At 72.3% G+C, this 24,304-nt stretch carries 26 protein-coding genes; 8 read left to right on the top strand and 18 right to left on the bottom strand.

Annotated elements, in window-relative coordinates; all coding sequences use genetic code 11:
* The first annotated feature begins 33 nt into the window (after positions 1-33).
* Together OIE67_RS29215 and OIE67_RS29210 are read left to right on the top strand one after the other, a co-directional pair.
* Complete coding sequence (locus OIE67_RS29215) at positions 34-654, top strand: TetR/AcrR family transcriptional regulator (protein WP_326626416.1); 621 nt, start codon at positions 34-36, stop codon at positions 652-654.
* A complete protein-coding gene (locus tag OIE67_RS29210) occupies positions 651-1,589 on the top strand; it encodes a hypothetical protein (protein WP_326626414.1) in 939 nt (312 codons plus the stop codon). Before OIE67_RS29215 ends, OIE67_RS29210 begins: the two co-directional genes overlap by 4 nt.
* On the opposite strand, the gene OIE67_RS29205 is transcribed toward OIE67_RS29210, so the two are convergent.
* From OIE67_RS29205 to OIE67_RS29145, 13 genes are all read right to left on the bottom strand, one after another.
* Positions 1,570-2,334, bottom strand: coding sequence for a class I SAM-dependent methyltransferase (locus OIE67_RS29205; protein WP_326626412.1), 765 nt, complete (start codon positions 2,332-2,334; stop codon positions 1,570-1,572). The genes OIE67_RS29210 and OIE67_RS29205 overlap by 20 nt on opposite strands.
* A complete protein-coding gene (locus tag OIE67_RS29200) occupies positions 2,334-3,014 on the bottom strand; it encodes a DUF4191 domain-containing protein (RefSeq protein ID WP_326626411.1) in 681 nt (226 codons plus the stop codon). Before OIE67_RS29200 ends, OIE67_RS29205 begins: the two co-directional genes overlap by 1 nt.
* A 329-nt stretch (positions 3,015-3,343) precedes the next feature.
* Positions 3,344-4,351 carry an alpha/beta fold hydrolase gene (locus tag OIE67_RS29195; RefSeq protein ID WP_326626409.1) on the bottom strand — a complete coding sequence of 336 codons (1,008 nt, stop codon included), beginning with the start codon at positions 4,349-4,351 and terminating at the stop codon, positions 3,344-3,346.
* Entirely contained in the window at positions 4,327-4,713 is a 387-nt protein-coding gene (locus OIE67_RS29190; protein ID WP_326626407.1) for a VOC family protein, read from the bottom strand. The genes OIE67_RS29195 and OIE67_RS29190 overlap by 25 nt, the downstream gene beginning before the upstream one ends.
* 157 nt (positions 4,714-4,870) lie before the next feature.
* The gene (locus tag OIE67_RS29185; RefSeq protein WP_326626405.1) at positions 4,871-5,851 is read right to left on the bottom strand and encodes an AraC-like ligand-binding domain-containing protein; all 981 of its coding nucleotides are present in this window, start codon (positions 5,849-5,851) and stop codon (positions 4,871-4,873) included.
* A 217-nt stretch (positions 5,852-6,068) separates the two neighbouring features.
* On the bottom strand, positions 6,069-6,998 hold the full coding sequence (lipA, locus tag OIE67_RS29180; RefSeq protein WP_106242817.1) for a lipoyl synthase: 930 nt from the start codon (positions 6,996-6,998) through the stop codon (positions 6,069-6,071).
* 82 nt (positions 6,999-7,080) lie between these two features.
* A complete protein-coding gene (locus OIE67_RS29175; protein ID WP_326626401.1) occupies positions 7,081-8,073 on the bottom strand; it encodes a M48 family metalloprotease in 993 nt (330 codons plus the stop codon).
* A gap of 225 nt (positions 8,074-8,298) precedes the next feature.
* Entirely contained in the window at positions 8,299-8,991 is a 693-nt protein-coding gene (lipB, locus tag OIE67_RS29170) for a lipoyl(octanoyl) transferase LipB (RefSeq protein WP_326626399.1), read from the bottom strand.
* Between the two features lie 37 nt (positions 8,992-9,028).
* Entirely contained in the window at positions 9,029-9,766 is a 738-nt protein-coding gene (locus tag OIE67_RS29165; protein WP_326626397.1) for a Type 1 glutamine amidotransferase-like domain-containing protein, read from the bottom strand.
* 37 nt (positions 9,767-9,803) lie between these two features.
* Entirely contained in the window at positions 9,804-10,697 is an 894-nt protein-coding gene (locus OIE67_RS29160; protein ID WP_326626395.1) for a TIGR01777 family oxidoreductase, read from the bottom strand.
* Positions 10,698-10,783: 86 nt separating this feature from the next.
* Positions 10,784-12,235, bottom strand: coding sequence for a 2-oxoglutarate dehydrogenase, E2 component, dihydrolipoamide succinyltransferase (gene sucB / locus OIE67_RS29155; RefSeq protein ID WP_326626392.1), 1,452 nt, complete (start codon positions 12,233-12,235; stop codon positions 10,784-10,786).
* A gap of 38 nt (positions 12,236-12,273) precedes the next feature.
* Entirely contained in the window at positions 12,274-13,638 is a 1,365-nt protein-coding gene (gene lpdA / locus OIE67_RS29150) for a dihydrolipoyl dehydrogenase (RefSeq protein WP_106242632.1), read from the bottom strand.
* Between the two features lie 51 nt (positions 13,639-13,689).
* A complete protein-coding gene (locus OIE67_RS29145; RefSeq protein ID WP_326626388.1) occupies positions 13,690-15,159 on the bottom strand; it encodes a leucyl aminopeptidase in 1,470 nt (489 codons plus the stop codon).
* A 106-nt stretch (positions 15,160-15,265) separates the two neighbouring features.
* On the opposite strand from OIE67_RS29145, the gene OIE67_RS29140 reads away from it, so the two are divergent.
* From OIE67_RS29140 to OIE67_RS29130, 3 genes are read left to right on the top strand one after another with little or no spacing between them, the layout of a single operon-like run.
* Complete coding sequence (locus OIE67_RS29140) at positions 15,266-15,613, top strand: GntR family transcriptional regulator (protein ID WP_326626386.1); 348 nt, start codon at positions 15,266-15,268, stop codon at positions 15,611-15,613.
* Complete coding sequence (locus OIE67_RS29135; RefSeq protein ID WP_326626384.1) at positions 15,610-16,578, top strand: DUF1648 domain-containing protein; 969 nt, start codon at positions 15,610-15,612, stop codon at positions 16,576-16,578. The genes OIE67_RS29140 and OIE67_RS29135 overlap by 4 nt, the downstream gene beginning before the upstream one ends.
* Entirely contained in the window at positions 16,575-17,495 is a 921-nt protein-coding gene (locus tag OIE67_RS29130; protein WP_106242641.1) for a CPBP family intramembrane glutamic endopeptidase, read from the top strand. Before OIE67_RS29135 ends, OIE67_RS29130 begins: the two co-directional genes overlap by 4 nt.
* A gap of 61 nt (positions 17,496-17,556) precedes the next feature.
* Here OIE67_RS29130 and OIE67_RS29125 read toward each other — a convergent pair whose 3' ends face one another.
* Positions 17,557-18,429, bottom strand: coding sequence for an adenosylcobinamide-GDP ribazoletransferase (locus OIE67_RS29125; RefSeq protein ID WP_326626381.1), 873 nt, complete (start codon positions 18,427-18,429; stop codon positions 17,557-17,559).
* A gap of 34 nt (positions 18,430-18,463) precedes the next feature.
* On the opposite strand from OIE67_RS29125, the gene OIE67_RS29120 reads away from it, so the two are divergent.
* Complete coding sequence (locus OIE67_RS29120) at positions 18,464-19,264, top strand: ABC transporter ATP-binding protein (RefSeq protein ID WP_326626379.1); 801 nt, start codon at positions 18,464-18,466, stop codon at positions 19,262-19,264.
* A gap of 46 nt (positions 19,265-19,310) precedes the next feature.
* Here the strand turns inward: OIE67_RS29120 and OIE67_RS29115 are convergent, their stop codons facing one another.
* The gene (locus OIE67_RS29115) at positions 19,311-20,357 is read right to left on the bottom strand and encodes a bifunctional adenosylcobinamide kinase/adenosylcobinamide-phosphate guanylyltransferase (protein WP_326626377.1); all 1,047 of its coding nucleotides are present in this window, start codon (positions 20,355-20,357) and stop codon (positions 19,311-19,313) included.
* 50 nt (positions 20,358-20,407) lie between these two features.
* Positions 20,408-21,106 (bottom strand): SCO2322 family protein, encoded by a 699-nt coding sequence (locus tag OIE67_RS29110; RefSeq protein ID WP_326626375.1) that lies wholly within the window; start codon positions 21,104-21,106, stop codon positions 20,408-20,410.
* 82 nt (positions 21,107-21,188) lie between these two features.
* Here OIE67_RS29110 and OIE67_RS29105 point away from each other — a divergent pair, with 82 nt between their 5' ends.
* Positions 21,189-21,395 carry a hypothetical protein gene (locus tag OIE67_RS29105; RefSeq protein ID WP_106242654.1) on the top strand — a complete coding sequence of 69 codons (207 nt, stop codon included), beginning with the start codon at positions 21,189-21,191 and terminating at the stop codon, positions 21,393-21,395.
* A 66-nt stretch (positions 21,396-21,461) separates the two neighbouring features.
* On the opposite strand, the gene OIE67_RS29100 is transcribed toward OIE67_RS29105, so the two are convergent.
* Positions 21,462-22,460, bottom strand: coding sequence for an aldo/keto reductase family protein (locus OIE67_RS29100; protein WP_326626372.1), 999 nt, complete (start codon positions 22,458-22,460; stop codon positions 21,462-21,464).
* A 57-nt stretch (positions 22,461-22,517) separates the two neighbouring features.
* Between OIE67_RS29100 and OIE67_RS29095 the strand changes: the two genes are divergently transcribed.
* Complete coding sequence (locus tag OIE67_RS29095) at positions 22,518-23,474, top strand: SMI1/KNR4 family protein (RefSeq protein WP_326626370.1); 957 nt, start codon at positions 22,518-22,520, stop codon at positions 23,472-23,474.
* 106 nt (positions 23,475-23,580) lie between these two features.
* On the opposite strand, the gene OIE67_RS29090 is transcribed toward OIE67_RS29095, so the two are convergent.
* Entirely contained in the window at positions 23,581-24,165 is a 585-nt protein-coding gene (locus tag OIE67_RS29090; protein ID WP_326626368.1) for a DUF3043 domain-containing protein, read from the bottom strand.
* Positions 24,166-24,304 lie beyond the last annotated feature (139 nt).

Genomic DNA, 24,304 nt, shown 5'->3' with positions numbered 1-24,304 from the left:
AAAAATGTACCCGGTATGGTTTACGCTGTCCGCATGATGATGGCAGGGCTCAGGGAGCGGAAGAAGGAGCAGGCCAGGCGGCGGATCGCCGAGGTGGCGCTGCGGCTGTTCGACGAGCGCGGCTACGACGCCGTGACCGTCAATGAGGTCGCCGAGGCGGCGGGGGTCGCCAAGGTCACGCTGTTCGCGTACTTCCCGTCCAAGGACTCCCTGGTGCTCGACGGGGTCAAGGAGGACACGGCCGCGATCGTGGCCGGGCGCGGCGATCGCCCGCCGCTCCAGGCCCTGCGCGAGCACTACCGGCTGATGGGCCGGCAGGACCAGGGCGAGATGGACGTCGAAGGGCTGCTCACCAGGATCCGGGTGATCTCGTCCAGTCCGGCGCTGCTCGCGGGGGTCCAGCAGGCGCACATGAGCCAGCGCGAGGAGCTGGCGTGCGCGCTCGCCGAGGCGCTGCCGGAGCGCGGCCTGGCGCCCCGGCTCATGGCCGCGCAGATCACCGCCGCCGTCACCACGCTGCAGGAGGCGTTCTTCCACCGGCTCGCCACGGGCGTCCCGCTGGAGGAGGCCGGGCGGCTGCTCGGCGATGAGGTCGAGCTGGCCTTCGACCTCCTTGAGTACGGCTTTTCCATGCTAAAAGGAGAAATGTCGTGAAAAAGGGGATCAACTATGACGTTGGGATCCTGCCGGGGGAGGACAACTCCCGCAAGGTCTTCGACCCGGACACCGTCGCCCGCGAGATGCGGCTGATCGCCACCGAACTCCACTGCGACACCGTCAGGATCTCCGGCGGCGACCCCGCCCGCATCACCGTGGCCGCCGAGCACGCCGCCGCCCAGGGGCTGGAGGTGTGGTTCGCCCCGTTCCCCGTCGACCTCACCGAGGACGAGACGCTGGCGGTCTTCGCCGACTCCGCCGCCCGCGCCGAGGCCCTGCGCCGCTCCGGCGCCGAGGTCGTGCTGGTCACCGGCTGCGAGCTCACCGCGTTCTGCCGGGGGTTCATCGAAGGCGAGGGCTACCGCGACCGGCTCCAGGCGATGGTCTCGGGCGACATGGCGTGGTGGACCACGCTCATGCAGGTCATGCCGCGCTTCAGCGGCTACATGGCGCGGGTGGCCGAGAGCGTGCGGCCGCTGTTCGGCGGGCGGCTGACCTACGCCTCCGGCCCGTGGGAGCCGATCGACTGGGCCCCGTACGACATCGTCGGCGTCGACGCCTACCGCGCCGCCCACAACGCCCACGACTTCACCGACGAGCTGCGCGCCCAGTTCAAGCACGGCAAGCCGGTCGCCGTCACCGAGTTCGGCACCTGCGCCTACCAGGGCGCGGGGGAGCGGGGCGGCATGGCCTGGGCGGTGCCCGACGGCGCCGTGCGCGACGAGGACGAGCAGGTCCGCTACTTCACCGAGCTGATGGACGTCTTCGAGCGGGAGGGCGTTGATACCGCCCTGTGGTTCACCTTCGCGGCCTACAACCGCACCGGCGGGGCCGACCTCGGCTCGTACGGCGTGATCAGACTGGACGACGACGGCGCCTGGACGCCGAAGAAGGTCTTCGGCACCATGGCCGCTAGGTATTCGCGCAGCTGAAGATGGCCGTGCCCGGCAGGTGACGGCCGCGCAGCGGGCTCCACCCGCCCCACACCCCCTCATGGCCCTCGGGCCACTCGGGCTCCAGCAGCCCGGTGATCGTCAGGCCCGACGCCGCCAGCAGCCCCACCCAGTCGCCCATCGTGCGATGGTGCTCGACGTAGGTCAGCGTGCCGTGCTCGTCGCGCTCCTCGTACGGGCCGCGATCGAAGTAGGAACGGTCGGAGGTCAGCCCGCGCGGCCCGGGATCGTCGGGGAAGGCCCACCGGATCGGATGACTCACCGAGAACACGAACCGGCCCCCCGGCCGCAGCACCCTGCGCACCTCGCGGAAGACGGCCAGCGGATCGGCCACGAACGGCAGCGCGCCGTACGCGGAGCAGGCCACGTCGAAGCTCGCCGCCCCGAACGGCAGCGACTCGGCGTCGGCCTGCACCACCGGGACCCGCAGGCCGGTCGCGTCGTCGAGACGCTGGGAGTGACGCAGCTGGCGGTGGGAGATGTCGAACGCCGCCACCCGCGCCCCCCGCGACACCAGCCACCGCGCGCACTGGGCCGCGCCGCAGCCGATCTCCAGCACCCGCCGCCCGCGCACCTCGCCGAGCAGGCCCGCCGCGGCCTCGTCGAGGCCCTCGGGACCCCAGACGAAGCCGCTGTCACGCAGGAAACCACCGTGCTCGACCTGGTAGTCGTCGGCGTTGCCGTCCCACCAGCCGCGGTTGGCCCGCGACGAGGGCGACAGCACTAGCGCATCTTGGGGCCGCGCGGCATGCGGGCGCCCTTGGGCATCGGGCCCTTGGGCATCGGCATGTTGCGCGGCAGCGAACGCAGCCGGTCCTTCACCTCGTTGACCGACGGCTTCTTCAGGTTGCGCGGCAGCTTCATGATGTGCCGCTGCAGCTTGCCGAGCGGCACCTGCCCGTCACCGTCGCCGCACTGGATGTCGTAGATCTCGATGCCCAGCGCCACCCGCGAGATGCGCTTCTTCTCGGCCGTCAGCATCTTCGCCACCCGGTTGCCCGGCCCCTCGGACACCAGCACCACACCGGGATAGCCGACCACGAGGTGGACGATGTCCTGGTCACGGTTGACCGCGATGGCCGGGGTGACCTGCCAGTTGCCGCGCATGCCCTGCAGCACGGCCGCCGCCGCGCCGGTCTGGCCGTGCAGGATCGAGTATTGGGCCTTCTGCGCCAGCTGCCCGAACACCACCAGGCCGACCGTGAACGCGGCCAGGACGCCGATGAACACCGAATACCACAGGTAGTCCGTGACCAGGCCGATCACGACGACCACAGCCAGCGTGCCCACCGCCGAAAGGAAGACGATCGGCATCCCCTTGGGATTGGCCTGCTTGATGATCTGCGCGACCATGCGGAGCTGCTTGAGACGCCCCGGCTTCTCTGGATCCTCGGACTTTGCCATGCTCAGAAGGATACAAACCAACTGGTGCAGGAGGGAAAACGCGCCCCGGCCGTTTGCCCGTTGTGATTACATCTTCACCATTGCTGCCCGCCGAAGACCGTTCGCTTTCCGCGATGGGCCGGTGCAGGGTCGCGGACGGCGTCCGCGCCGCACCCCCGATGGGCCGGTACAGGGTCGTGGACGGGACCCGCGCCGCGCCCCCGATGGGCCCGCGCGCGGACGGCGCCCGCGCCGCGCTTCCGACGGGCGCGCGCAGGATCGTGGATAAGCCCCGCACCGCGGCGCCGCGCCCCCGATGGCACCGCGCCCTCGATGGCGCCGTGGCACCGTCACGCCGCCACGAAGAACTCCAGGACCTCCGGCACCAGCGCCTCGGGGGCCACGTTGTGCGCCTGGCCCTCCAGCACCCGCCGTACGGCGCCCGGGATCGCCCCCGCGACCGCCGCGCCCGCGTTAGCCATCCAGCGCGGGCTCAGCGCCCCGTTGAGCACGAGCGTGGGTCGCCTGATCCCGGCCAGCCGCGCGGCCGGCAGCGCGTTGCCCGGGCCGAGCACCTCGGCCTCGTAGACCAGCGTCCGGGCCATGGCCTCGGCCTGGGCCCAGAACGCGTGCGAGCGCATCGCGGCCACGTCGGCGGGCGGCACCTCCGCCGCCTCCACCATGAACCGCTCCACCGCCTCGCCGCGCCTGCCCGCACCGACCAGCGCGTCGAGCCGCCGCGCGAAGTCGAGCGGAAGCGCGGGCGCGCCGTCGTCCACGTGGTACGGCGGCTCCCACACGGCCAGCTTGGCGATCGCCGGATTGACCACCGCCGCCTCAAGCGCCAGCGCCGCCCCCGACGACCCCCCGAACACCATGACCGACCCACCGGCCCCGCTCGCAGAACCGCCCGTGGAGCCGCCCAATGAATCGCCCGCAGCGTCGCCCAAGGAGTCGCCCCGAGCGGCGCCCGTGGAGTGGCCCGCAGAGCCGCCCATGGAGTCGCCGGCAGCGCCGTCCGTGAAGTGGGCCGCGAGACCGCTGTCCGTGGAGTGGCCCGCGAGACCGTCCGGCGCTCGGTCGGGTGCGCCGATCGCCGCGTCGATGACCGCCGCGAGGTCCTCGATCTCCCGCTCCACCGCGTACGGCGCGGTGTCACCGCTGTCCCCGCGCCCTCGCCGGTCGTAGGAGTACACCGTGAACCACCGGGCCAGGCCGTCCGCGATCGCGGTCATCAGCGGATGCCGCCGGTCCGCGAACGCCCCCTGCACCAGCACCACCGCCGGCCCCTCGCCACGGCGGTCGAACGCGAGGACGGTGCCGTCCGCCGACTTCACCCGGCCGGCTGAACCAGGCACAGCGCCTCCCAGTGGTGACCGTCGAGGTCGGCGAAGCCGCGCTGGTAGCGGAATCCCGCCTCCTGCTTGACGCCCGCCGGGGTGGCGCCGGCCGCCAGCGCCTTGTCCACCAGCTCGTCCACCTGCGCCGGGTTCTCCAGCCCCAGCACCAGGATCGCCTCCGTGCTGCTGCCCGAGTCGGCGACCTGCTTGGTGGTGTACGTGGCGAACGTCGGCTCGGCCAGCAGCATCACCTGCGTCTCGTCGCTGATGACCACCGAGGCCATGTCGTCGGCCATGCCGAACAGGGTGAAGCCCAGCTCGGTGAAGAACTTCTTCGACCGGTCGAGGTCCTTGACCGGTAGGTTGACGAAGAGCTGCATCTCCGGATCCCTTCTCGTCTGCGGAACACCTCCAGTCTCCTGCGCACGGCCCCCACCGGTCTTGCACCTGAGCGCCAGGGCGATTGACGTTCAGCGCACGGGTCCTGCGCATGGGGATCAGGGCACGGGTCGAGCGCACCGGGCCGGGCGCATGAGATCAGCGCACCAGGCCGGCGGGTTCGTGGGGCGCTGCGTGCGTGCGCCGGAACTCGGCGGGTGGCATCCCGTACGCCCGCCGGAACAACCTGCTGAAATGCGCCGAATCCGGTAACCCCCACCGAGCCCCCACCGCACTGACGGACTGGCCGCCGCCCGCCATCAGGTCGGCCCGGCAGCGTTCGAGCCGGCGCTGCCGGATCCACCCGGCCACCGTCGTGTCCTCCGACTCGAACAGCCGGTGCAGGTAACGCACGGAGATGTGATGGGCGGCCGCGATCACCGCCGGATCGAGGTCGGCCTCGCCCAGGCGCTGCTCGATGAAGGCACGCACCCGCAGCAACAAGGTGCGCTGCCGGGAGTCGTCCGGCAGGGCGCGCTCCTGGTCGAGACGTTCAGCGACGGCCGCGCCGACCACGTCCGTCACCACGCTCGACAGCCGCGCCGCGCTGGCGGAGCGGTAGGTCTCGTGGTCGAGCGCCACCCGGCGCAGCAGCGGCACGGCCAGCGCGGCGGCGCCCGTCTCGGCTCCGATCGGCAGCGCGGCGAGCTCGGCCACCGCGTCGATCGGCAGGGCGAGCTGGTCGCGCGGGAAGCTGAACACCGCCAGCCGCACCTCGGCGTCGTAGCCCAGCTCGTAGGGGCGGGTGAAGTCGTAGATCGCGAACTCGCCCCGGCCGAGCACCGTCCTGCGGCCGTCCTGCTCAAGGCGCGGGCTGCCGTCGAGGGCGAGCACCACCCGGTAGTGGTCGGGGTTGTCGCGGCGGATCAGGCCGGGGGTGCGGTGCACGCTGTGCGGGGTGGAGGTGTGGATCCGGCCGACGCCCACGGCGCCGAGCCGGCCGAACCCGATCTCGCCCCGGAGCGGCGCGCCGGCGTCGATGCGCAGGTCGAGCGGGCCGAGCGTGTCGCAGACGATGCTCCGCCAGGCGTCGTGCCGACGCTCGGCGGGCAGGTCACTCGTGCGGATCAGAACGGCCATCGCGCGCCCTCCGTCGGCTGGGCTGCCCATGCTAACGACGCCCCCCGACACTCCGGAACGGCTAAACCCGCCGCACTCCGGAGACCGTCCGCCCGCCGCAACGAGACCCGCGACGTCCGGGAACGCCGACATCCGGGAACGCCCCGCCGTACACGGGGAAAAGCCCGCAGGCACGAAGAAGCCCCGGGGAACCGGCCCCGGGGCTGTTCGTGTGCGGTCAGGCGGTCTGGCGGGCCTCGATGGCCTGCTGGTAGAGCCGTCCGGCCCGGTAGGACGAGCGCACCAGCGGCCCGGACAGGACCCCGGCGAACCCGATGGCCTCGGCCTCGGCCTGCAGCTCGACGAACTCCTCCGGCTTGACCCACCGCTCCACCGGGTGGTGGCGCGGCGTCGGCCGCAGGTATTGCGTGATCGTCAGCAGGTCGGTGCCGGCCTCGTGGAGGTCGCGCATGGCCTCGGAGATCTCTTCGCGCGTCTCGCCCATGCCCAGGATCAGGTTGGACTTGGTGACCAGCCCGGCCTCACGGGCCGTGGTGATCACACCGAGCGAGCGCTCGTAGCGGAACGCCGGCCGGATGCGCTTGAAGATCCGCGGCACGGTCTCGACGTTGTGCGCGAACACCTCGGGCTTGCTGGAGAAGACCTCCTCCAGCTGGTCGCGGTTGCCGTTGAAGTCGGGGACCAGCAGCTCGACGCCGCAGCCGGGCAGCAGCGCGTGGATCTGGCGCGCGGTCTCGGCGTAGAGCCAGGCTCCGCCGTCGGGGAGGTCGTCGCGGGCCACGCCGGTCACGGTCGCGTACTTCAGGCCCATCTGCTGGACGGACTCGGCCACCCGGCGCGGCTCGTCGCGGTCGTATTCCTTCGGCTTGCCCGTGTCGATCTGGCAGAAGTCGCAGCGGCGGGTGCACTGGTCGCCGCCGATGAGGAAGGTCGCCTCGCGATCTTCCCAGCACTCGTAGATATTCGGACAGCCCGCCTCTTCACAGACCGTGTGCAGGCCCTCCCGGCGCACGAGCGATTTCAGCTCGGTGTATTCGGGGCCCGTCTTCAGCTTGGTCTTGATCCACGGGGGCTTGCGCTCGATCGGGGTTTCGGCGTTACGCACCTCCAGGCGGAGGAGCTTTCGGCCTTCAGGGGCAACGGTCACCTTCACAGCTTACGTCTCCTGAGGCGGCGGCCGGATCCAGGGTCGGAATTCACCCTTTCATCCGACCTTTCCCGGCCCGGCGTCACAGGGATCCGATGAGGCCGAAGCCGCCGATCGCCCGGGTGTAGTGGGCCAGCAGCTCCTCGTCGATCCGCCCGGAGTCGCGGGTGCCGAGCAGCTCGGAGTGCGGGGGAGAGTCGAGCACGCCGTCGTCGGTGAGCCGGAACCTGGCCAGCGCGCTCTGCCTGATCGACGCCACGCTCTCGCCGCGCAACGCCGCCGCCTGCATGGGCGCCAGGTAACCGGCGCCCGCAGCCAGCTCCTCCAGCTCGTCCAGATCCCGCTCGGAGACGGCGCGCAGGGCCCGCGCCCGCTGCCTGGCCAGCGTACGGGCTTCGCCGGCCTTGACCAGGCGGGTCAGCGCGTACCGGATCAGCAGCACCGGGCCGCCGAGCACCCGCCCGATCAGGCGGCCGAACGCGCCCGCCACCTCGTACGTGGTGCCGGGATGGTCCATGGCCCCCAGCGACGAGGCCGCGATCTTCGTCTGCGCCTCGTCCCTGACCCGCAGCGGCCCTGAGGACCCCAGCAGCGCGTCCCGCCAGGACTCCAGCGTGGCCAGCGCCTCGCTCACCACCCGCTCGCCGCCCGTCGGCAGCCGCGCGTACGCCGCCGCCAGCAGCGCCACCCGCTGCTTCGGCGGCAGCGCCAGCCACAGCGGCAACCCGATGACGAGGACGGGGGTGCGCGCCAGCCCGACACGGTCGTAGGCGGTCCGCGTGGCCAGGTCCCTGATCGCCACCTTCGCGGGCCGCGGGACCCCGATCCGTTCGGCGACCCGGTCCGCGACCGCGTACAGCTGCCCGGCCGCCGCGCGGTCGAGCACCTTGGTGTCGGCGGGCAGCGCGCCCAGGCGCGGCCGCAGCGCCCAGCCGATCGCCAGGCAGGCGCCGCCGAACAGCCACGACCAGATGAAGCCGGGCGCCCGCGCGATGGCCCACGCGCCCAGCGCGACGAACGCCAGCGTCAGCAGGTGCACCACGAGCGCGAGGACGAGAGCGAGGACCCGCTTCACGAGCGCGAACGGGTCACGGACGCGATGGGCGCCACCGACGGTCCCACACGGGGCCTGACGGGCGGTCCCACGCGAGGTCTGACGGGCGGTCCCACGCGAGGTCTGAGGGGCGGTCCCAGGCAGGGTGTGACGAACGGTCTCACAGGTGGTTCTGCGGGGGGTGTCACGGGCGTGATGGTAAGCCGGAGACGGTCCAGTTTCCGCTGCGATCAGGTGCCGATTCGGTCACCTGCGCAGCAGATCCTCCTCGTGCAGGTCGAACGGCTGCTTGCCGAGCGCCTCGGCCAGCCGCTTCTCCGCGATCGGCATGACCTCCTCGACCACGATGCGCCGGCCCGTCTCGGCCGACAGCGAGGAGACGCCGACGCCGGGGATGCCGCACGGGGTGATGCGGTTGAACCAGCGGGGGTCGTTGGCGCAGTTGAGCGCGAACCCGTGCATCGTCACGCCGCGCGCGACGCGCAGCCCCACCGCGCCGAGCTGGCGGTCGGGCAGCCCGAGCACCGGGTCGCCGGCCGCCCAGACGCCGGCCCGGCCGGGCACCCGCCGGGCCGTGACGCCGAAGTCGGCGCACACCTGGATCATCGTCTCCTCGAGACGGCAGGCGTAGGCGACCACGTCGGTGATCGCGACGATCGGGTACGCGACGAGCTGGCCGGGGCCGTGCCAGGTCAGGCGCCCGCCCCGGTCGACGTCGACGACGGGGGTGCCGTCGGACGGCCGCTCGTGCGGGGCGGTGCGCTTGCCCGCGGTGTAGACCGGCGCGTGCTCCAGGATGAGGACGGTGTCGGTGAGCTCACCTGCGGCCCGCTTGCCGTGCACCCAGCGCTGCAGCGACCAGGCCTGCTCGTAGGGAACGTCGACACCGAGTCGGACGATGGCGAGTGCGTGGGGATCGTCCCCTTGGATGGGGCGCATGAGCCTATTGTGCCGTTCCCTCACCCTTGAAGGGTAATCAGGGGGTCAGCAACCGTGGTTCGATCCTGAACTCCTTTACCCTTCCTTCGCTCTCGCTCTCCACCCGGTACGCGTACGCGCCCGGCTCGACGCTCACCGCCTGGATGAACTCCGTGCCGACGTAGTGCAGGCCCACGCCCTCGTCGGCGGCGTAGCCCATGGGCAGCTCGCCGCTCGCCACCGAGTCGTGCAGCAACTGCCTGCGCTGCGGGTCGGAGTCGTAGTGGACGCCGCACGAGTACGGCAGCAGCGCCATGCCCTCGGCCCACACCCGCAAGTCGGGGCCGAAGGAGTCGGTGTTGCCGCCGACGTGCCAGCACAGCGCGCCCGCGCTCTGGCCGGACAGCACCACCCCGGCCCGCCACGCCTCCTCGAACGCCTCGTCGAGCCCGTGCAGCCGCCACAGCGCCATGAGGTTGGCCACGCTGCCGCCGCTGACGTAGATGACGTCCTGCTCGAGCATCCAGGCCCGCGGGTCGGCCACGTTGGGCATCGGGAACACCGTGAGGTGGCTCAGCTCGACGTCCCAGCCGGCGAACGCGCCGTACATCTTCAGCGTCCAGTCCGACGAGTCGCCCATCGCCGTGGCCACCAGGCCCACCTTGGGGCGGTCCTGGCCGGTCAGGTCGAGGGCGTAGCGCAGCAGCGCGCTGGCCTCGATCTGGTTGTGGCGGCTGCTCGGGCGGAAGGACCCGCCCCCGATGGCGAGGATGTGTGATTGCCCTGACCGGGTCATGTCGGAGTTCTCCCAGCTGCTGAACGAGGATCGGGCACTAGATTACGGCGCGCAGGGCGTCGCCGAGACTCGTATGGGAGAAGGCGTAGCCGGCGGCGGTCAGCTTGGCCGGCTCGACGCGGTGACTGGGCAGCAGTCCCTCGCGGGCGAACTCGCCGATGCCCGCGGCCAGCGCGAACGCCGGCACCGGGATCGGCATCGTGCCCCTGCGCAGGGTCTTTCCGAGCGTCCTGGTGAACTCGGCGTTGGTGACGGGTCCGGGGGAGGTGAAATTGACCGCCCCCTCGATTTCCCGATTTTTCAGGACATGGAGGGCGGCCCCCACCCAGTCGTCCACCGTGATCCACGACCAGTACTGCTTGCCCGATCCCAGCGGCGCCCCCAGCCCCATCCGGAAGATCGGCAGGATCCGGCCGAGCGCGCCGCCGCGCCGGCTCAGCGCCAGCCCCGTGCGCGACCGCACGGTCCTGATCCCCGCCGTGCCCGCCCGCGCGGCCTCGTTCTCCCAGCGCTCGCACAGGTCGGCCAGGAACCCGCTGCCCCGGCCCCGGCTCTCGTCGATCACCTCGTTGCCGGTGTCGCCGTAGAAGTCCACGCCGGACGCCGACAGGAGCACCTCAGGCGGCCTGGAGAGCTGGACGAGCGCGTCGACGAGCACCCGGGTGGCGTGCACCCGGCTGGTGACGAGCTCGCGCTTGTAGGCCGGGCTCCAGCGCCTGTCGCCGATCGGCGCCCCCGCCAGGTGCACGACGGCCTCGGCGCCCTCCAGCGCGGCCAGGTCGACCACCTCTTCGCCCGGCTGCCAGTACGCCTCGTCGTCCTTCGCGGGGGTGCGGCGGACGAGCCGGACGACCTCGCGCCCGTCCGCCCGCAGCGCGTCCACCAGCGCCGTCCCCAGCAGGCCCGACGCTCCGGTCACGATGATCGTCATGCCCTCACAGTACGCCGGGGCGGGCCGGAGACGCGAAAGGCCGGGCCGGTCCCCGGAGGGACCGCCCGGCCGATCGGAGAGCCGTGTTACGCGAGCCCGAGCTGCGCCTCGAAACGCCCCTCCTCCAGACGGCGCTTGACCGTCGTGAGGAAGCGGGCGGCGTCGGCGCCGTCGACCAGGCGGTGGTCGTAGGTCAGCGCCAGGTAGACCATCGAGCGCACCGCGATGACCTCGCCCTCGGTGGTGTCGATCACCACGGGCCGCTTCACCACGGCGCCGGTGCCGAGCATGCCGACCTGCGGCTGGTTGAGGATCGGCGTGTCGAACAGCGCGCCCCGGCTGCCGGTGTTGGTCAGCGTGAACGTGCCGCCGGTGATCTCGTCGGGCGTCACCTTGTTGGCGCGCGTCCGCTCGGCCAGGTCGGCCGTCTTACGGGCCAGCCCGGCGAGGTTGAGGTCACCCGCGTTCTTGATCACCGCCGCGATCAGGCCGCGCTCGGTGTCGACCGCGATCCCCAGGTGCTCGACGTCGAAGTACGTGACCTCCATGGTCTCGTTGTTGATCGTCGCGTTGAGCTTGGGGTGCTGCTTGAGCGCCTCGATGGCGGCCATCTCGAAGAACGGCATGAACGTCAGCTTGACGCCCTCGCGGCGCAGGAAGTCGGCCTTGGCCTGGTCGCGCAGCCGCGCGATCTTGGTGACGTCGACCTCCACCACGGTGGTGAGCTGGGCGGCCGTCTGCAGCGACTCGACCAGGCGCTTCGACATCGTCTGACGCAGGCGCGACATCTTCTCGGTGCGGCCGCGCAGCGTGGTGTCCACCTCGACCGGCTCGGGCGCCGCGGCGCCCGGAGCCTGCGCGGCCGGAGCCTGGGCGGCGGCGGCCGGCTGGGCGGCGGGCGCGGGAGCGGCGGCGGGCTGGGCGGCCGCGGCCTTCTCGCGCTGCGCCTTGGCGGCCTCCAGCACGTCCTGCTTGCGGATCCGGCCGCCCACGCCGGTGCCGTTGATGGCGTCGAGGTCGACGCCGTGCTCGTTGGCGAGCTTGCGGACCAGCGGCGTCACGTAGGGGCTGTCGCCGGAGGAGGCCACCGGGGCGGGCTCGGCGGCCGGCGCGGGCTGCGCCGGAGGAGCGGCCTGGGGGGCCGGCGCCGGAGCGGGGGCAGGGGCGGGCGCGGCCTGAGCCGGAGCCGGCTGCGGGATCGAGGAGGCCGGGGGAGCCGGGGCGGGCTCGGGCTCGGGCTCAGGCTCGGGAGCCGGCTGGGCGGCCGCCTCGGGAGCCGGGGCCGCGGCGCCGGGCTGGCCGTTCTCGTCGATGACGGCGAGCTCGGCCCCGACCTCGACCGTCTCGTCCTCAGCGACGACGATCTTGGTGAGGACACCCGCGGACGGCGACGGGATCTCGGTGTCGACCTTGTCGGTGGACACTTCGAGGAGCGGCTCGTCGGCCTCGACGCGCTCGCCCTCCTTCTTCAGCCAACGGGTTACCGTGCCCTCGGTCACGCTCTCGCCGAGCTGGGGCATCTGTACGGAGACCGGCATCGTTATTCTTCTCTCGCGTTCTGATCTCGAGGGCTGGACTAGTTGTGGACGTGCAGCGGCTTGCCGGCCAGGGCCAGCATCGCCTCACCGACTGCCTCGGACTGCGTCGGGTGTGCGTGGATGAGCTGGGCGACCTCTGCGGGCAGCGCCTCCCAGTTGTAGATGAGCTGGCCCTCGGTGACGAGCTCGCCGATGCGGCGGCCCACCATGTGGACACCGACGACGGGGCCGTCCTTCTGGGCGATGACCTTCACGGCGCCCGAGGTGCCGAGGATCTGGCTCTTGGGGTTGCCCGCCAGGTCGTAGACCTGCTCGACGATCTCGATGCCGCGCTCGGCGGCCTGGGCGGAGGTGATGCCGACCGAGGCGACCTCCGGGTCGGAGTAGGTGATGCGCGGCACGCCCGCGTAGTCGATCGGCGGCGGGTTGAGGCCGGCGATGTGCTCGGCCACCATGATGCCCTCGGCGAAGCCGGCGTGCGCGAGCTGCAGGGTCGGGATCAGGTCGCCGATGGCGTAGATCCCGGGCACCGAGGTCTGGCAGTGCTCGTCGACCACGACCGCGCCGCGCTCGACGGTGATGCCCTGCTCCTCGAAGCCCATGCCCGCCGACACCGCGCCGCGGCCGACCGCGACGAGCAGCAGCTCGGCGTCGAGGGTCTTGCCGTTGGCCAGGGTGACGACCACGCCCGTCTCGGTGGTCTTGGCACCGTCGAAGAAGACGCCCAGCTCGTACTTGATGCCGCGCCGGCGGAAGGCCCGCTCCAGCAGCTTGGAGCTGGACTCCTCCTCGGTGGGCAGCAGGTGCGGCAGCGCCTCGACGATCGTGACCTCGGCGCCGAAGGAACGGTAGACGCTGGCCAGCTCGACGCCGATGACGCCGCCGCCCAGCACGATCACGGAGGCGGGCACGCGCTCCATCCTGAGCGTGTGCTCGCTGGTGATCACCCGCTCGCCGTCGATCTCCAGGCCGGGCAGCGTCTTGGGCGCGGAGCCGGTGGCCAGGACGAGGTTGCGGCCCTCGTAGACCTCGGAGCCGACCTGGATCCTGTTGCCGCCGACCAGGCGGCCCTCGCCCTCGACGACCGTCACGCCGGCGCCCTTGAGCAGGCCCTGCACGCCCTTCCACGCGCGTGTGACGATCTTGTCCTTGAAGGCGTGGACGCCCTGGACGTCGATGCCCTCGAAGCTCGCCTTGACGCCGAAGGACGCGCTCTCGCGGGTCTCGTCGGCGACCTCGGCGGAGTGGAGCAGGGCCTTCGTGGGGATGCATCCCCTGTGGAGGCAGGTGCCGCCGATCTTGTCCCGCTCGATCAGCGCGACCGACTTGCCCAGCTCGGCCGCCCTTAGCGCGCAGGCGTAACCGCCGCTGCCGCCCCCTAGGACGACGATGTCATAGGCCACAGGAAGGCTCCTTGTCGGGGTGTTCGTGATGCCGTCATCTTTTCATTTGTTTCAGATGCTCGCGTGCCGCTCTGCGAGTCCGATGAGGGTGCGGGTGAAGGCGCCCGTGCCGCCCTTCGGGATGTAACCGTACGGTTCGCCCTTGTTGAAGGCGGGGCCGGCCATGTCGATGTGGGCCCAGCGCACCCCCTGGGGCACGAATTCCTTGAGGAAGATGCCCGCCGCCAGCATGCTGCCCCAGCGCTCCGGCTGGAGGTTGGCGATGTCGGCGATGGGCGAGTCAAGGCCTTTGCGCAGTTCTTCGGGCAGCGGCATGCCCCACGCGCCCTCGCCCGCCTCGCCCGCGGCCTCGACCACGAGTTCGCGTACGGCGTCGTCGTTGGACATGACGCCGGCGGTGCGCCAGCCGAGCGCGACGATCTGGGCGCCGGTGAGGGTGGCCACGTCGACGATCAGGTCGGGGTCGTCCTCGGCGGCCCGCGCGATGCCGTCCATGAGCACCAGGCGGCCCTCGGCGTCGGTGTCGAGCACCTCGACGGTCTTGCCGCTGTAGCTGTGGATGACGTCGGAGGGGCGCTGCGCGGTGCCGCTCGGCAGGTTCTCGGCCAGGCAGAGGTAGCCGACGGCGTTGACCGGCAGGCCGAGCCTGGCGATGCCGATCACCGCTCCGAGCACCGCGGCCGCGCCGCCCATGTCGGATTTCATCCAGTCCATGGAGGCGGACGGCTTGAGCGACAGGCCGCCCGAGTCGAACGTGATGCCCTTGCCCACGAAGGCGAGCGTCTTGGCCGCCTCGGGGTGGCTGTAGGCCAGGCGGACCAGGCGCGGCGGGTTGACCGAGCCCTGGCCGACGCCGACGATGCCGCCGTAGCCGCCGTCCTTGAGCTGCTTGTCGTCCAGCACCTCGACGCTCAGCCCGGCCTTGCCGCCCGCCTGCTCGGCGAGCTCGGCGAACCTGGCCGGCCACAGGTCGGACGGAGGCGTGTTGACCAGGTCGCGCACGAGGGAGACCGACTCGGCCAGCACGCTCGCGCGCTGGGCGACCTCGTCGGACTGGCCGGTGACCACGGTGAGCTCGGCGACCGGGGCCTTCTGCTCGCCGTTCGTGCGGTAACGGGAGTAGGAGTAGGCGCCGAGCAGCCCGCCGAGCACGACCGCCTCGGCCTCGCCCGGGGTGCCGGCCGGCAGCGCGAGCACGGCGCGGGAGGTGCCGGCCAGCGCGCGCACGGCGGCGCCGGCGGCGCGGCGCAGATCCTCGGGCCCGGGGGAGTCTCCGAGGCCGACGGCGACCAGCAGCGGGGCGGCGATGGCGCCGAAGGCCGGCAGCTTGGCCAGCTCGCCGGGCTTGCCGGAGAAGCCCACGGCGCCGAGCGAGGCGGCGAGCTTGCCATCGAAGGCCGCGTCGAGGGAGTCGGCGCCCGACGCGGGAACCGGGCCGTCCTCGCCCGGTCTGAAGCCGACGATCAAGGCGTCGGTGTCGATGGAGACGGGATCTGCTGAGTTCAGCCGCACAGTGGTCACGTAAACCGATGCTATCCACGGTTTCTGCGTACTCACAAACAGGGGTTCATCCTACCAATCGCCGGCGGACGCCCGGCTGAGGAATAGTGCTAGTGTCATTAGCATCATGTTGCTGACGCTCGATCTCCACGACGCCCGCCCCCTGCACGAACAGGTGGCGAGCGCCATCCGCCGCGCCATCGGCGAAGGCTCCTACCGGCCGGGCGACCGCCTGCCGCCGGCCAAGGACCTGGCCGGCGCGCTTGGCATCAACACCAACACCGTGCTGCGGGCCCTGCGCGACCTGCGGGACGAAGGGCTGCTGGAGTTCAGGAGAGGCCGCGGGGTCAGCGTGGCGGGCCGCGCGGACGGCCGCGCCCTGCTCGCCCAGCGGGCGCGCGAGCTGCTGCAGGAGGCCAAGAAGTACGGCTACAGCCGTGAGGACCTCATCACCATCCTGGAGGAACTGAAATGAGACCCCGTGCCATGGCCGCCGTCTGGTGGCTGGCCGTGACGGCCGTGCTCATCCTGGCGCCCCTCGCCCTGCGTGACCGGCTGCCCGATCCCATGGCCACGCACTGGGGCTCGGCGGGCACCGTGCCCGACGGCTCCTCGTCGTTGACGGGACACGTGGTCACGAGCTCCGTCACCTGGGCCGTGATGTGGCTCGTCCTGTTCGCGCTGACCAGGCGGGGCCAGGCACGGCGCGCCTTCAGGTCCACCTGGTGGGGCTGCCTGTTCGGGTTCGGCACGCTGATGCTGGGCCTGACCGCCTCCACCTTGTCGGTCAACCTCGACGCCCCCGGCTGGCGCGCGGCCGAGCTGCCGGTCTGGCACGTCCCCCTGGTGCTGCTCGGCATGGTCGCCGCCGGCCTCGTGGCCGCCCGTCTGGGCCGGGGCCCGGAGGACGAGCCGTCCGCCGGCGAGCAGGCGCCGCCGCGGCTGCGCCTGCGCCCCGGCCAGCGGGCGGTCTGGGTCAGCCGCCTGGTCAACCCGTGGCTCACCGCCATCACCTTCGGCGCGCTGGTGCTCATCGTGGCGGCGATCGCGCTGAGCCTGACCGGCACGTCCGGCGCGACCGCCGTGAGCGCCGCCCTGCCCGGGTTCGTCATCGTGTTCGCGGTCGGTCTGGCCACCATGTCGCTCACCGTCAAGGTGGTCGGCGAGAAGGTGGTGATCGGGTTCGGGCCGTTCGGCTGGCCGACGCGGACCATCCAGCTGGCCAAGGTCGAGTCGGCGTGGGCCGAGGAGCGCCGGCCGGGCGAGGTCGGCGGCTGGGGCTTCCGGGGCGTGCCGGGAAGCGCCACCATCATGCTGCGCGGTGGCGAGTGCCTGATCCTGCGTTACCGTTCCGGCGGCCGGCTCGCCATCAGCATCGACGACGCCGAACGGGGCGCATCCCTCATCAACACCCTCATCGCGGAGCGTGTTTCGTCGTGAAAAAACCCCTCATCGTCTTCCTTGTCCTGGCCTTCGGGCTGTCCTGGGCCGCGGCGCTGCCCCTGTGGTTCGGCGGCGGGCTCGGCTCGCCGCTGATGCAGCCGCTGGGCGCGCTGATGATGTTCACCCCGTCCGTGGGCGTGCTCGGCGTGTGGGCCCTGTCGCGCACGCCGTTCCGCGAATGGGCCCGGCACACCGGGCTCACGCTGGGCGAGCGCAAGGGCCGCACCATCGCGATGATGCTGGCGGCCTGGCTGGGCGTGCCGGTCCTGACGTTCCTGTCCCTGTGGATCAGCGCCGCCGTCGGGCTCGTCTCGCTCGACCTGTCCGGGCTCAGCCTCTTCGGCGCCGGCCTGCGGGCGAACGGCGTCCAGCCGCCCGTGGACCTGAGCACCCTGGCCATCGTGCAGATCCTGATCGCCGCCGTGGCCGGGCCCGTCCTGAACGCCATCCCGGCGCTGGGGGAGGAGTGGGGCTGGCGGGGCTGGCTGGCGCCCCGGCTCGTCGCCTCGAACGGCGTGTTCGCCGGGCTGCTCATGTCCGGGGCCGTCTGGGGTCTCTGGCACGCGCCGCTCACCCTGCTCGGCTACAACTACCCGCGGCTCGGCTCGTGGGCGGCGCTGGCCTTCATCGGCTTCTGCATGCTGGCCGGGGTGCTGCTGGGGTGGCTGCGGCTGCGTACCGGGAGCGTGTGGCCCGCGGTGGTGGCGCACGCCTCGCTGAACGCCGTGGCCGGGGTCGCGCTGCTGCTCGGCGATGCCGCCGCCCCGCCGAACGAGGTGCTGGCCGGCATCACCGGTGTGATGGGCTGGGTGGTGCTCGCGCTGCTCTGCGTCGTTCTGCTGCGCTTCTTCCCGGTACGTCCGCCGCAGCGGGCGCCGCAGCCGGCCCCGGCCGAGTCGGAACCGGCCACCTGAACGAGCGGCGGCCCGCAGGGCCCGCCCGTGCGGCCGGTCGCCTTCGTGGTGGCCGGCCCGTTCAGGGGAGGAGGGCCCAGATCACCAGCGTGGCGGCCGTGGCCGTCTCCACGAGCGCGCCGAGCACGTCGCCGGTGATCCCGCCGAGCCGGCGCCTGGCGTGGCGGAGCAGGAGCAGGGCCACGCCCGTCCCGGCGAGCAGCGCGAGGGGCGCGCCGGCCGGGCCCGACAGCCATAGGACGACGTCCCGCACGAGGAATTCGGCCTCGGTCGGGTAGGTCCTGACCATGCCGTACACGTCCGTTCCCGCCGGAACCAGCCCGGGCGACCAGGACACGTCGCCGGGGACGCCGCTCCAGGCGCCGGCGAGCAGGCCGATCAGCACGGCCGTGAGCGAGGCGGCCAGGGTGGCCAGCCAGGCGGCGGGGCGGCGTACGGTGCCCGCGACCATCGCCCCCAGCCCCTCGGAACGGGCGGCGGGCACCCCCTCCCGGCAGGCCCACGCCAGCGTCAGCCGCCCGGCCACGCAGGCCGTCACCAGGGCCCAGTAACCGGCCTCCGCGACCGCCGCCACCTGGACGAGCAGCGTGAACACCAGCGTCATCACGCCGAACGGCCCGATGTCCGACTTTTTCATGATGTCGAGCGCCTGATCGGCCGGCTTGCCGCTCCCCAGCCCGTCCACGAGATCGGCCAGGCCGTCCAGGTGCAGCCCCCGGGTGAGCAGTGCCAGCAGCCCCACCGCCAGCGCCGCCCCCAGCAGGGGCGGGGCGGGAAGCAGCAGCGGCAGCCCGGCGAGGAGCCCGAGCACCAGGCCGACGGCCGGGGCCAGGACCATGGCCTGCCCCGCCACCTGCCGATCCACCCGCTCCACGCGTACGGGGAAGACGCTGAGCGTGCCCACGGCCAGCCGCACACCGTCCATCAGCCGCATAACGCACGATCCTAGGGCCCACTAGTGTGGCGGGATGCACGTGGTTGAACTGGAAGGCGTAGGCGTCCGGGTTGTCGGCAAAACACTGCTCGACGGCGTCGATTGGCAGGTGGACTACGGCGACCACTGGGCCGTCCTCGGCCCCAACGGCGCGGGCAAGACGACGCTGCTGTCGCTGGCGGGCGCCGTGCGGCATCCCAGCGAGGGCGCCGTCAAGGTGCTCGGCCACCGGCTCGGCCGGGTCGACCTGCGGGAGCTGCGCCGTCACATCGGCCTCGTCGCCTCCAGCCAGCGGCTGGTGGACGAGGAGCTGATGGAGGAGGAAGGGGCGACCGCGCTCGCCGTGGTGCTCACCGGGCACACCGGGACGAGCGTGCCGCTGTGGGACAAGTACGGCGACGGCGAGCACGACCGGGCCCACCGGCTGCTGGCCGACCTGGGCTGCAAGGACCTGGCCGAGCGGAAGTTCCGCGTCTGCTCCCAGGGGGAGCGGGCCCGGATCCGGGTGGCCAGGGCGCTCATGGGCGATCCCGCGGTGCTGCTGCTCGACGAGCCGTTCGCCGGGCTCGACCTGCCGGCCCGCGAGGACCTCATCACCGCCGTCGAGGACCTGGCCACCACCCGGCCCGTGCTCACCACCGTCACGGTGACGCACCACCTGGAGGAGGTGCCCGCCACCACCACGCACGCCATGCTCATGCGCGACGCCAGGGTGCTGGCGGCCGGCCCCGTGGCCGACGTGCTCACCTCCGGCCATCTCAGCGACTGTTTCGGCCGTCCGCTGAACGTGGACCGCATCGACGGCCGCTGGTACGCCCGCGCCGCCCGCCCCTGACCCGCCCGTCCTTCCTGCGGGGGTGCTCGTACGGCGAGGGCGGGGGTCAGAGTTCGAGGGGGCGGCCGGCGACCACCAGTGCCACGTACTCGGACTCGGCGGCCAGCCGTTCGTTGAGCCGGCCGAGCGCGTCCCTGAACGCCCGCCCGCTGGCCGTGGCGGGCACCACACCCATCCCCACCTCGTCGGAGACCGCCACGACCGGCCGCGGCGCCTGACGCCACGCGGCCACCAGGGCGTCGCAGGCGGCGGCGACCGGCGCGCGGTCGCCCTCCCAGGCGCCGTGCTCGTCGAACACCGCCGTCAGCCAGGTGCCCAGCCCGTCGATCAGCAGCGGGGTGGTGGCGGCGCTGATGGCCGTGACCAGGTCGGTGGTCTCGGCGGTGGCCCAGTGCGCGGGCCGCCGCTCCCGGTGCGCCCGCACCCGCGCCGCCCACTCGCCGTCACCCGCGCCCGCCGGTCCCGTGGCCACATAGGTGACGTACGGCTCGCCCGCCAGCCGCAGCTCCGCCTCGGCCGACTTGCCGGACCTGGACCCGCCCAGCAGCAGCGCCCGCCACGGGCCCGGCTCCCGTGCCACGCCGATGCCCGCGTCTGGGACCCCCAGAGGCCGTGACGCCGCTGTGAGGCCGCGTCCCGGCGTGATCTCCAGCTCCGTGCCGTCGGGGACGCTCAGGGCGCCCCACAGGCGCAGCCGCCGGATCAGCTCCCGCTCGGACCTGATCCGGTGGTCCAGGCCGGTCGCCACCACCACGGTCGCGTCGTCCGCCGATCCGGCCCTGCGCAGCTCGCCGAGACGCTCCGGCCGGTCGAGCAGGTCCATCAGGACGACGTCGTACCTGCCGTCCGTGGGCACGGCCCGGTCCGCAGGCAGGTACAGCAGCCGGGCGCCGTCCGGGGCGGACAGCCCGAGGCCGTCGGCATGGGCGTGGTAACCGTCCGGCGGGGCGTCGAAGGGGAAGCCCGCGACGCCGTCCACGACGACGCCGAACGGGCGGCGGTGACCCGGGGGCGGGCTCGCGCAGGAGACGCACCGGCAGCCGGGCTCCGGCCGGCCCGCACCGCCCGCCGTACCGGTGAGAAGGACTTTCACCGCGCCGAGCGTACAAGGAGCGGGAAAGCCTGGCGGAGCGGCCTGAGGGGTCAGCGGCGGGTTTGCGCGGGGGTGCGGGTGCGGCGGCGGGTGGCCACGACGGCGCCGGCCGTGAGCAGGGCCATCGCGCCCGCCCCGCCCGCGATCAGCAGCCCCGGCGGCCCGTCGGGGGCGGCCGGGGCGGCGGCGGTCAGCTCGGTGCCGCCGCGCTCGCGCATCGGGTACCCGGACACGGATACCACGTCACCCCGGTCGTTCACCCGGACCTGGGCGGCGGAGGCGAGGAGCCGGGCGGTGGTGGCGTCCTCGGCGCCCGCCACGCACCGCAGCACCCCCTGCGCCGGCGGCTGGTCGCCGGGGTAGGCGTCGGCGTCCCCGTCGCCGAAGTCCACCGTCACCGCCACCCGCTTGTGCCCGGAGGCCGCGGTGTCCCTGCCGCACACCGACGCGAACGACGGCAGCTCCCCGCCGGGGGAGTCGCCCGCGGCTCCCCCGGCTCCCTCCGGCGACACGGAGAAGCGCCAGCCGATGACGGAGCCGTCCGGCGGCGAGTCGGCGGGATCGGCCGCGAGCCAGGCCGTCCCGTCGCTGCGCCAGGCGCTCCACGACCGCGTGGCGCCGGGATCGGCGGCTCCGGGAGCCGGCCCGCCGGGGGCGACGGGCGGGGAGGCGAGTGCGGGAAGGGGAAGAGCGAGGAACGCGGCCGCCCCGAGGGCGACCCCGGCCGCAACACGATACGCGCGCAGCATCGATTGACCTCCGAGCTCGGGAGTAGGGTTCCAGTGCCTGCGGAGGGTGCGCCGGCGAACCCGCGGAAAAGGAGCGTATGGCATGACATGGCGGTGGCGTTATGAAAATGCAAAGGGTGGTGAGGTGACGGATCGCCCTTTGCCGCGAGAGGTTTTTCCCAGCCAGGCGGACGCGGAGTCCTGGCTCGGCGAGAACTATCGTGACCTGCTGGAATCCGGTGTCGAGCAGGTCGCTTTGCTCGAAGAGGACCGTGTTGAATACACGGGATTGTCATTGCGCCAGCAGTGAGTCCCGGATAAAAGAAAAACCCCTTGAGCGTCTTGTGGCTCAAGGGGTTTTTGTTGCGGGGGCGGGTTATGGGCGGGTCTGGGGGCTCACGGTCTTGGCGGGGTCACGCTCCACGACGTCGCCGAGCACCTCGTCGATCCGCTTCAGCACGCCGGCCTCCAGCTTGACGCCGGACGCCTTGACGTTGTCGCGCACCTGCTCGGGGCGGGTGGCGCCGACGATGGCGCTGGAGACGTTCTGGTTCTGCAGCACCCAGGCGATCGCCAGCTGCGCCATGGTGAGGCCCAGGTCGGCGGCGATCGGCTTGAGCTCCTGCACGCGGGCGAGCACGTCGTCCCGCATGAACCGGGCGATCATGGCGCTGCCGCTCTTGTCGGTGGCCCTGGAGCCCTCGGGCGGCTGCTGGCCGGGGACGTACTTGCCGGTGAGCACGCCCTGGCCGATCGGGGACCAGACGATCTGGCCCACGCCCTCCTTCTCGCTCAGGGGCACGATCTCGGGCTCGATGATGCGCCACAGCATGGAGTACTGGGGCTGGTTCGACACGATGCGGTCGAAGCCCATCTCGTCCGCGATCTTGAGCGCCTGGGCGATCTGGTCGGCGGTCCACTCGCTGACGCCGATGTAGAGGACCTTGCCCTGGCGGACGAGGTCGTCGAAGGTCTTGAGCGTCTCCTCAAGGGGGGTCGAGTTGTCGAAGCGGTGCGCCTGGTAGAGATCCACGTAGTCCGTCTGCAGGCGGCGCAGCGAGCCGTTGATCGACTCGGTGATGTGCTTGCGCGACAGGCCGCGGTCGTTGCGGCCGGGACCGGTCGGCCAGTAGACCTTGGTGAAGATCTCCAGCGACTCCCTGCGCACGCCCTTCAGCGCGCGGCCGAGCACCTCCTCGGCCTTCGTCCCCGCGTAGACGTCGGCGGTGTCGAACGTGGTGATCCCCTCGTCGAGGGCCGCCTGCACGCAGAGTTTGGCGGCCTCCTCCTCGACCTGGGAGCCGTGGGTGATCCAGTTGCCGTAGCTGATCTCACTGACCATGAGGCCGCTGCGGCCGAGGTGTCGGAATTCCATAGGTCCGACCTTAATCCCGGCGCGTGGGGTGATTCGTTTCGGGATAGGGTGCGCGACGTGCTGAAGCTAGTACGGCTGGCGCTGACGGCGGCCATCATGACCGCGATCGCGGTACGGCTGCGCCGCCGTGCCCGCCTGCCGCGGAACGAGCCCGCCCCGCCGGCGGCGCCCGGCCGCGCCCGCCGTACGGGCATGGGGGTGATCTGGGCCGGCATCGCGGCGATCGTGGCGCTGACGCTGGCCCTCGCCCTGCTGCCGGCCGGCGGGTGGCGGGCGCGGGCGGCGTACGAGGAGGCCCTGCCCCAGGACGCGAACCTCGCCACCGTGCCGGAGCCCGTCGCTCCCCCCGTGCTGTCCTCGCCCGCACCCACGGCGAGCGGGACCCCCGATCAAGAGCCCGGTTGCGCGCCCGTGCCGCGGCCGGTGACGGTGCGGCCGATCGACCCCAGAGTGAAGCGGGCCGTCGACCGGCAGTGGCGGCGGATCGAGCGGTGGCTGGAGGCGAACGCGCCCCGCACGTACCGGACGCTCCGGGCTCCCGGCAAGGCGCGCACGATCGCCGTCGCCGAGGCGCAGATGGGCGTGGACTTCCCCGACGACCTGCGGGCCTCCCTGCTGCGTCACAACGGCTCGCGCGGGGCGGCGGCGTTCGGGCTGGGGCTCGGCGTCCGGTCCGGCGGCGGGTCCCACCTCGGCGTCCGCCAGATCAGGGACGCATGGCGGACGTTGTGCGCCCCGGAGCCCGGCTCGGGCCGCTGGAACGGTCGGATGATTCCGTTCCTGTCCCGCCAGGGGCGCGCGACGGAGCACTTCACGACGTACGCGGTGGTCGACTCCACGGACGGAGCCGTCGGCTGGGAGGGCGCGGACGGCACGACAAGCCGCGTGCCGTCGTACTACGCGCTCATGCGAGCGGTGGCCGACGCCCTGGAGCGGGGCACGGCCCTCAAGCTCGGCGACGAGCCGGAGGGCCGGCACCCCACGGTCGAGCGCGGCGTCCTGCGCTGGGAGTGACGGCACCGGAGACCGTGCCCTCCGCCGGACCCCCGGCGACCAACGTCGCACCGCGAAACACGGGGGCGCTGTACCGGGGAACGGCCGAAATTTCGGAAAAAATCCGTTACTTCTTGGGCGGGACCGGCTTGCCGCCGGGCAGCACCGCGGGCGGCGGGAAGCGCAGCTTGCGGATCTGCAAGGCCCGCATCGCCGCGTAGAAGCCCACGCCTCTGACGCTCTCGTTCGGGAACTTCTCCGCGACCACCTTCTTCACCTTCCAGGCCACGTAGACCGAGGTGAAGAGCACGCCGATCATCATGATCGGCCAGCCGATCGTCACCACGTAGCCCAGCACCTGGGCCCGGATGGCCATCGGCCAGGGAACCCACGTGGCGAGCAGGATGACTAGCGAGAACGGCAGGAAATACTGGCTCGGCAACCGCCGCGAGTCGACCCATTCGCGCGCGAACTTGCGCGCTGGGCCCTTGTCACGAGCGGGAAAATACCGCTCGTCACCAGCGAGCATGCCCTGACGGGCACGATCGCGCTCGGCGGCCTGCTTGGCCCGCATCTGCCGATAGGCCTCTTTGCGGTCTTTCGGCGCGGAGACGTATTGGCGCCGTTTGCCTTCGGCAACGCGGCGCTTGGGTGTGGGACGACCTTTACCCTGGGGCTTAGGATCGTCAACGGGGACGGGGGTGTCGTCCACGGAGGTCTGGGAACGGCGTCGCAACACAGCGTCAACCCTACCTGGACTGCAACTTAGTGACGCCCTCGTGCGTTATGCGTAGGGTAATCCCAAGGCGGCTGCGCTGCACGGGATAACACCAGCACGACCTAGAAGGGGA

It is taken from the genome of Nonomuraea fuscirosea, assembly GCF_035917475.1.
Lineage (GTDB): Bacteria > Actinomycetota > Actinomycetes > Streptosporangiales > Streptosporangiaceae > Nonomuraea > Nonomuraea fuscirosea.
Note: the sequence above shows the minus strand (reverse complement) of the source record. Positions and strands in the feature narration are given on the sequence as shown.

Coding starts and splice junctions, on each gene's coding strand:
- sucB (WP_326626392.1), bottom strand. CDS start 12,235: ATGCCGGTCTCCGTACAGATGCCCCAGCTCGGCGAGAGCGTGACCGAG.
- OIE67_RS29125 (WP_326626381.1), bottom strand. CDS start 18,429: ATGCGGCTGATGGACGGTGTGCGGCTGGCCGTGGGCACGCTCAGCGTC.
- OIE67_RS29190 (WP_326626407.1), bottom strand. CDS start 4,713: ATGCAGCTCTTCGTCAACCTACCGGTCAAGGACCTCGACCGGTCGAAG.
- OIE67_RS29135 (WP_326626384.1), top strand. CDS start 15,610: ATGAGACCCCGTGCCATGGCCGCCGTCTGGTGGCTGGCCGTGACGGCC.
- OIE67_RS29165 (WP_326626397.1), bottom strand. CDS start 9,766: ATGACCCGGTCAGGGCAATCACACATCCTCGCCATCGGGGGCGGGTCC.
- OIE67_RS29105 (WP_106242654.1), top strand. CDS start 21,189: ATGACATGGCGGTGGCGTTATGAAAATGCAAAGGGTGGTGAGGTGACG.
- OIE67_RS29100 (WP_326626372.1), bottom strand. CDS start 22,460: ATGGAATTCCGACACCTCGGCCGCAGCGGCCTCATGGTCAGTGAGATC.
- OIE67_RS29110 (WP_326626375.1), bottom strand. CDS start 21,106: ATGCTGCGCGCGTATCGTGTTGCGGCCGGGGTCGCCCTCGGGGCGGCC.
- OIE67_RS29215 (WP_326626416.1), top strand. CDS start 34: ATGATGATGGCAGGGCTCAGGGAGCGGAAGAAGGAGCAGGCCAGGCGG.
- OIE67_RS29160 (WP_326626395.1), bottom strand. CDS start 10,697: ATGACGATCATCGTGACCGGAGCGTCGGGCCTGCTGGGGACGGCGCTG.
- OIE67_RS29200 (WP_326626411.1), bottom strand. CDS start 3,014: ATGGCAAAGTCCGAGGATCCAGAGAAGCCGGGGCGTCTCAAGCAGCTC.
- OIE67_RS29120 (WP_326626379.1), top strand. CDS start 18,464: ATGCACGTGGTTGAACTGGAAGGCGTAGGCGTCCGGGTTGTCGGCAAA.
- lipB (WP_326626399.1), bottom strand. CDS start 8,991: ATGCGCCCCATCCAAGGGGACGATCCCCACGCACTCGCCATCGTCCGA.
- OIE67_RS29140 (WP_326626386.1), top strand. CDS start 15,266: ATGTTGCTGACGCTCGATCTCCACGACGCCCGCCCCCTGCACGAACAG.
- OIE67_RS29185 (WP_326626405.1), bottom strand. CDS start 5,851: ATGGCCGTTCTGATCCGCACGAGTGACCTGCCCGCCGAGCGTCGGCAC.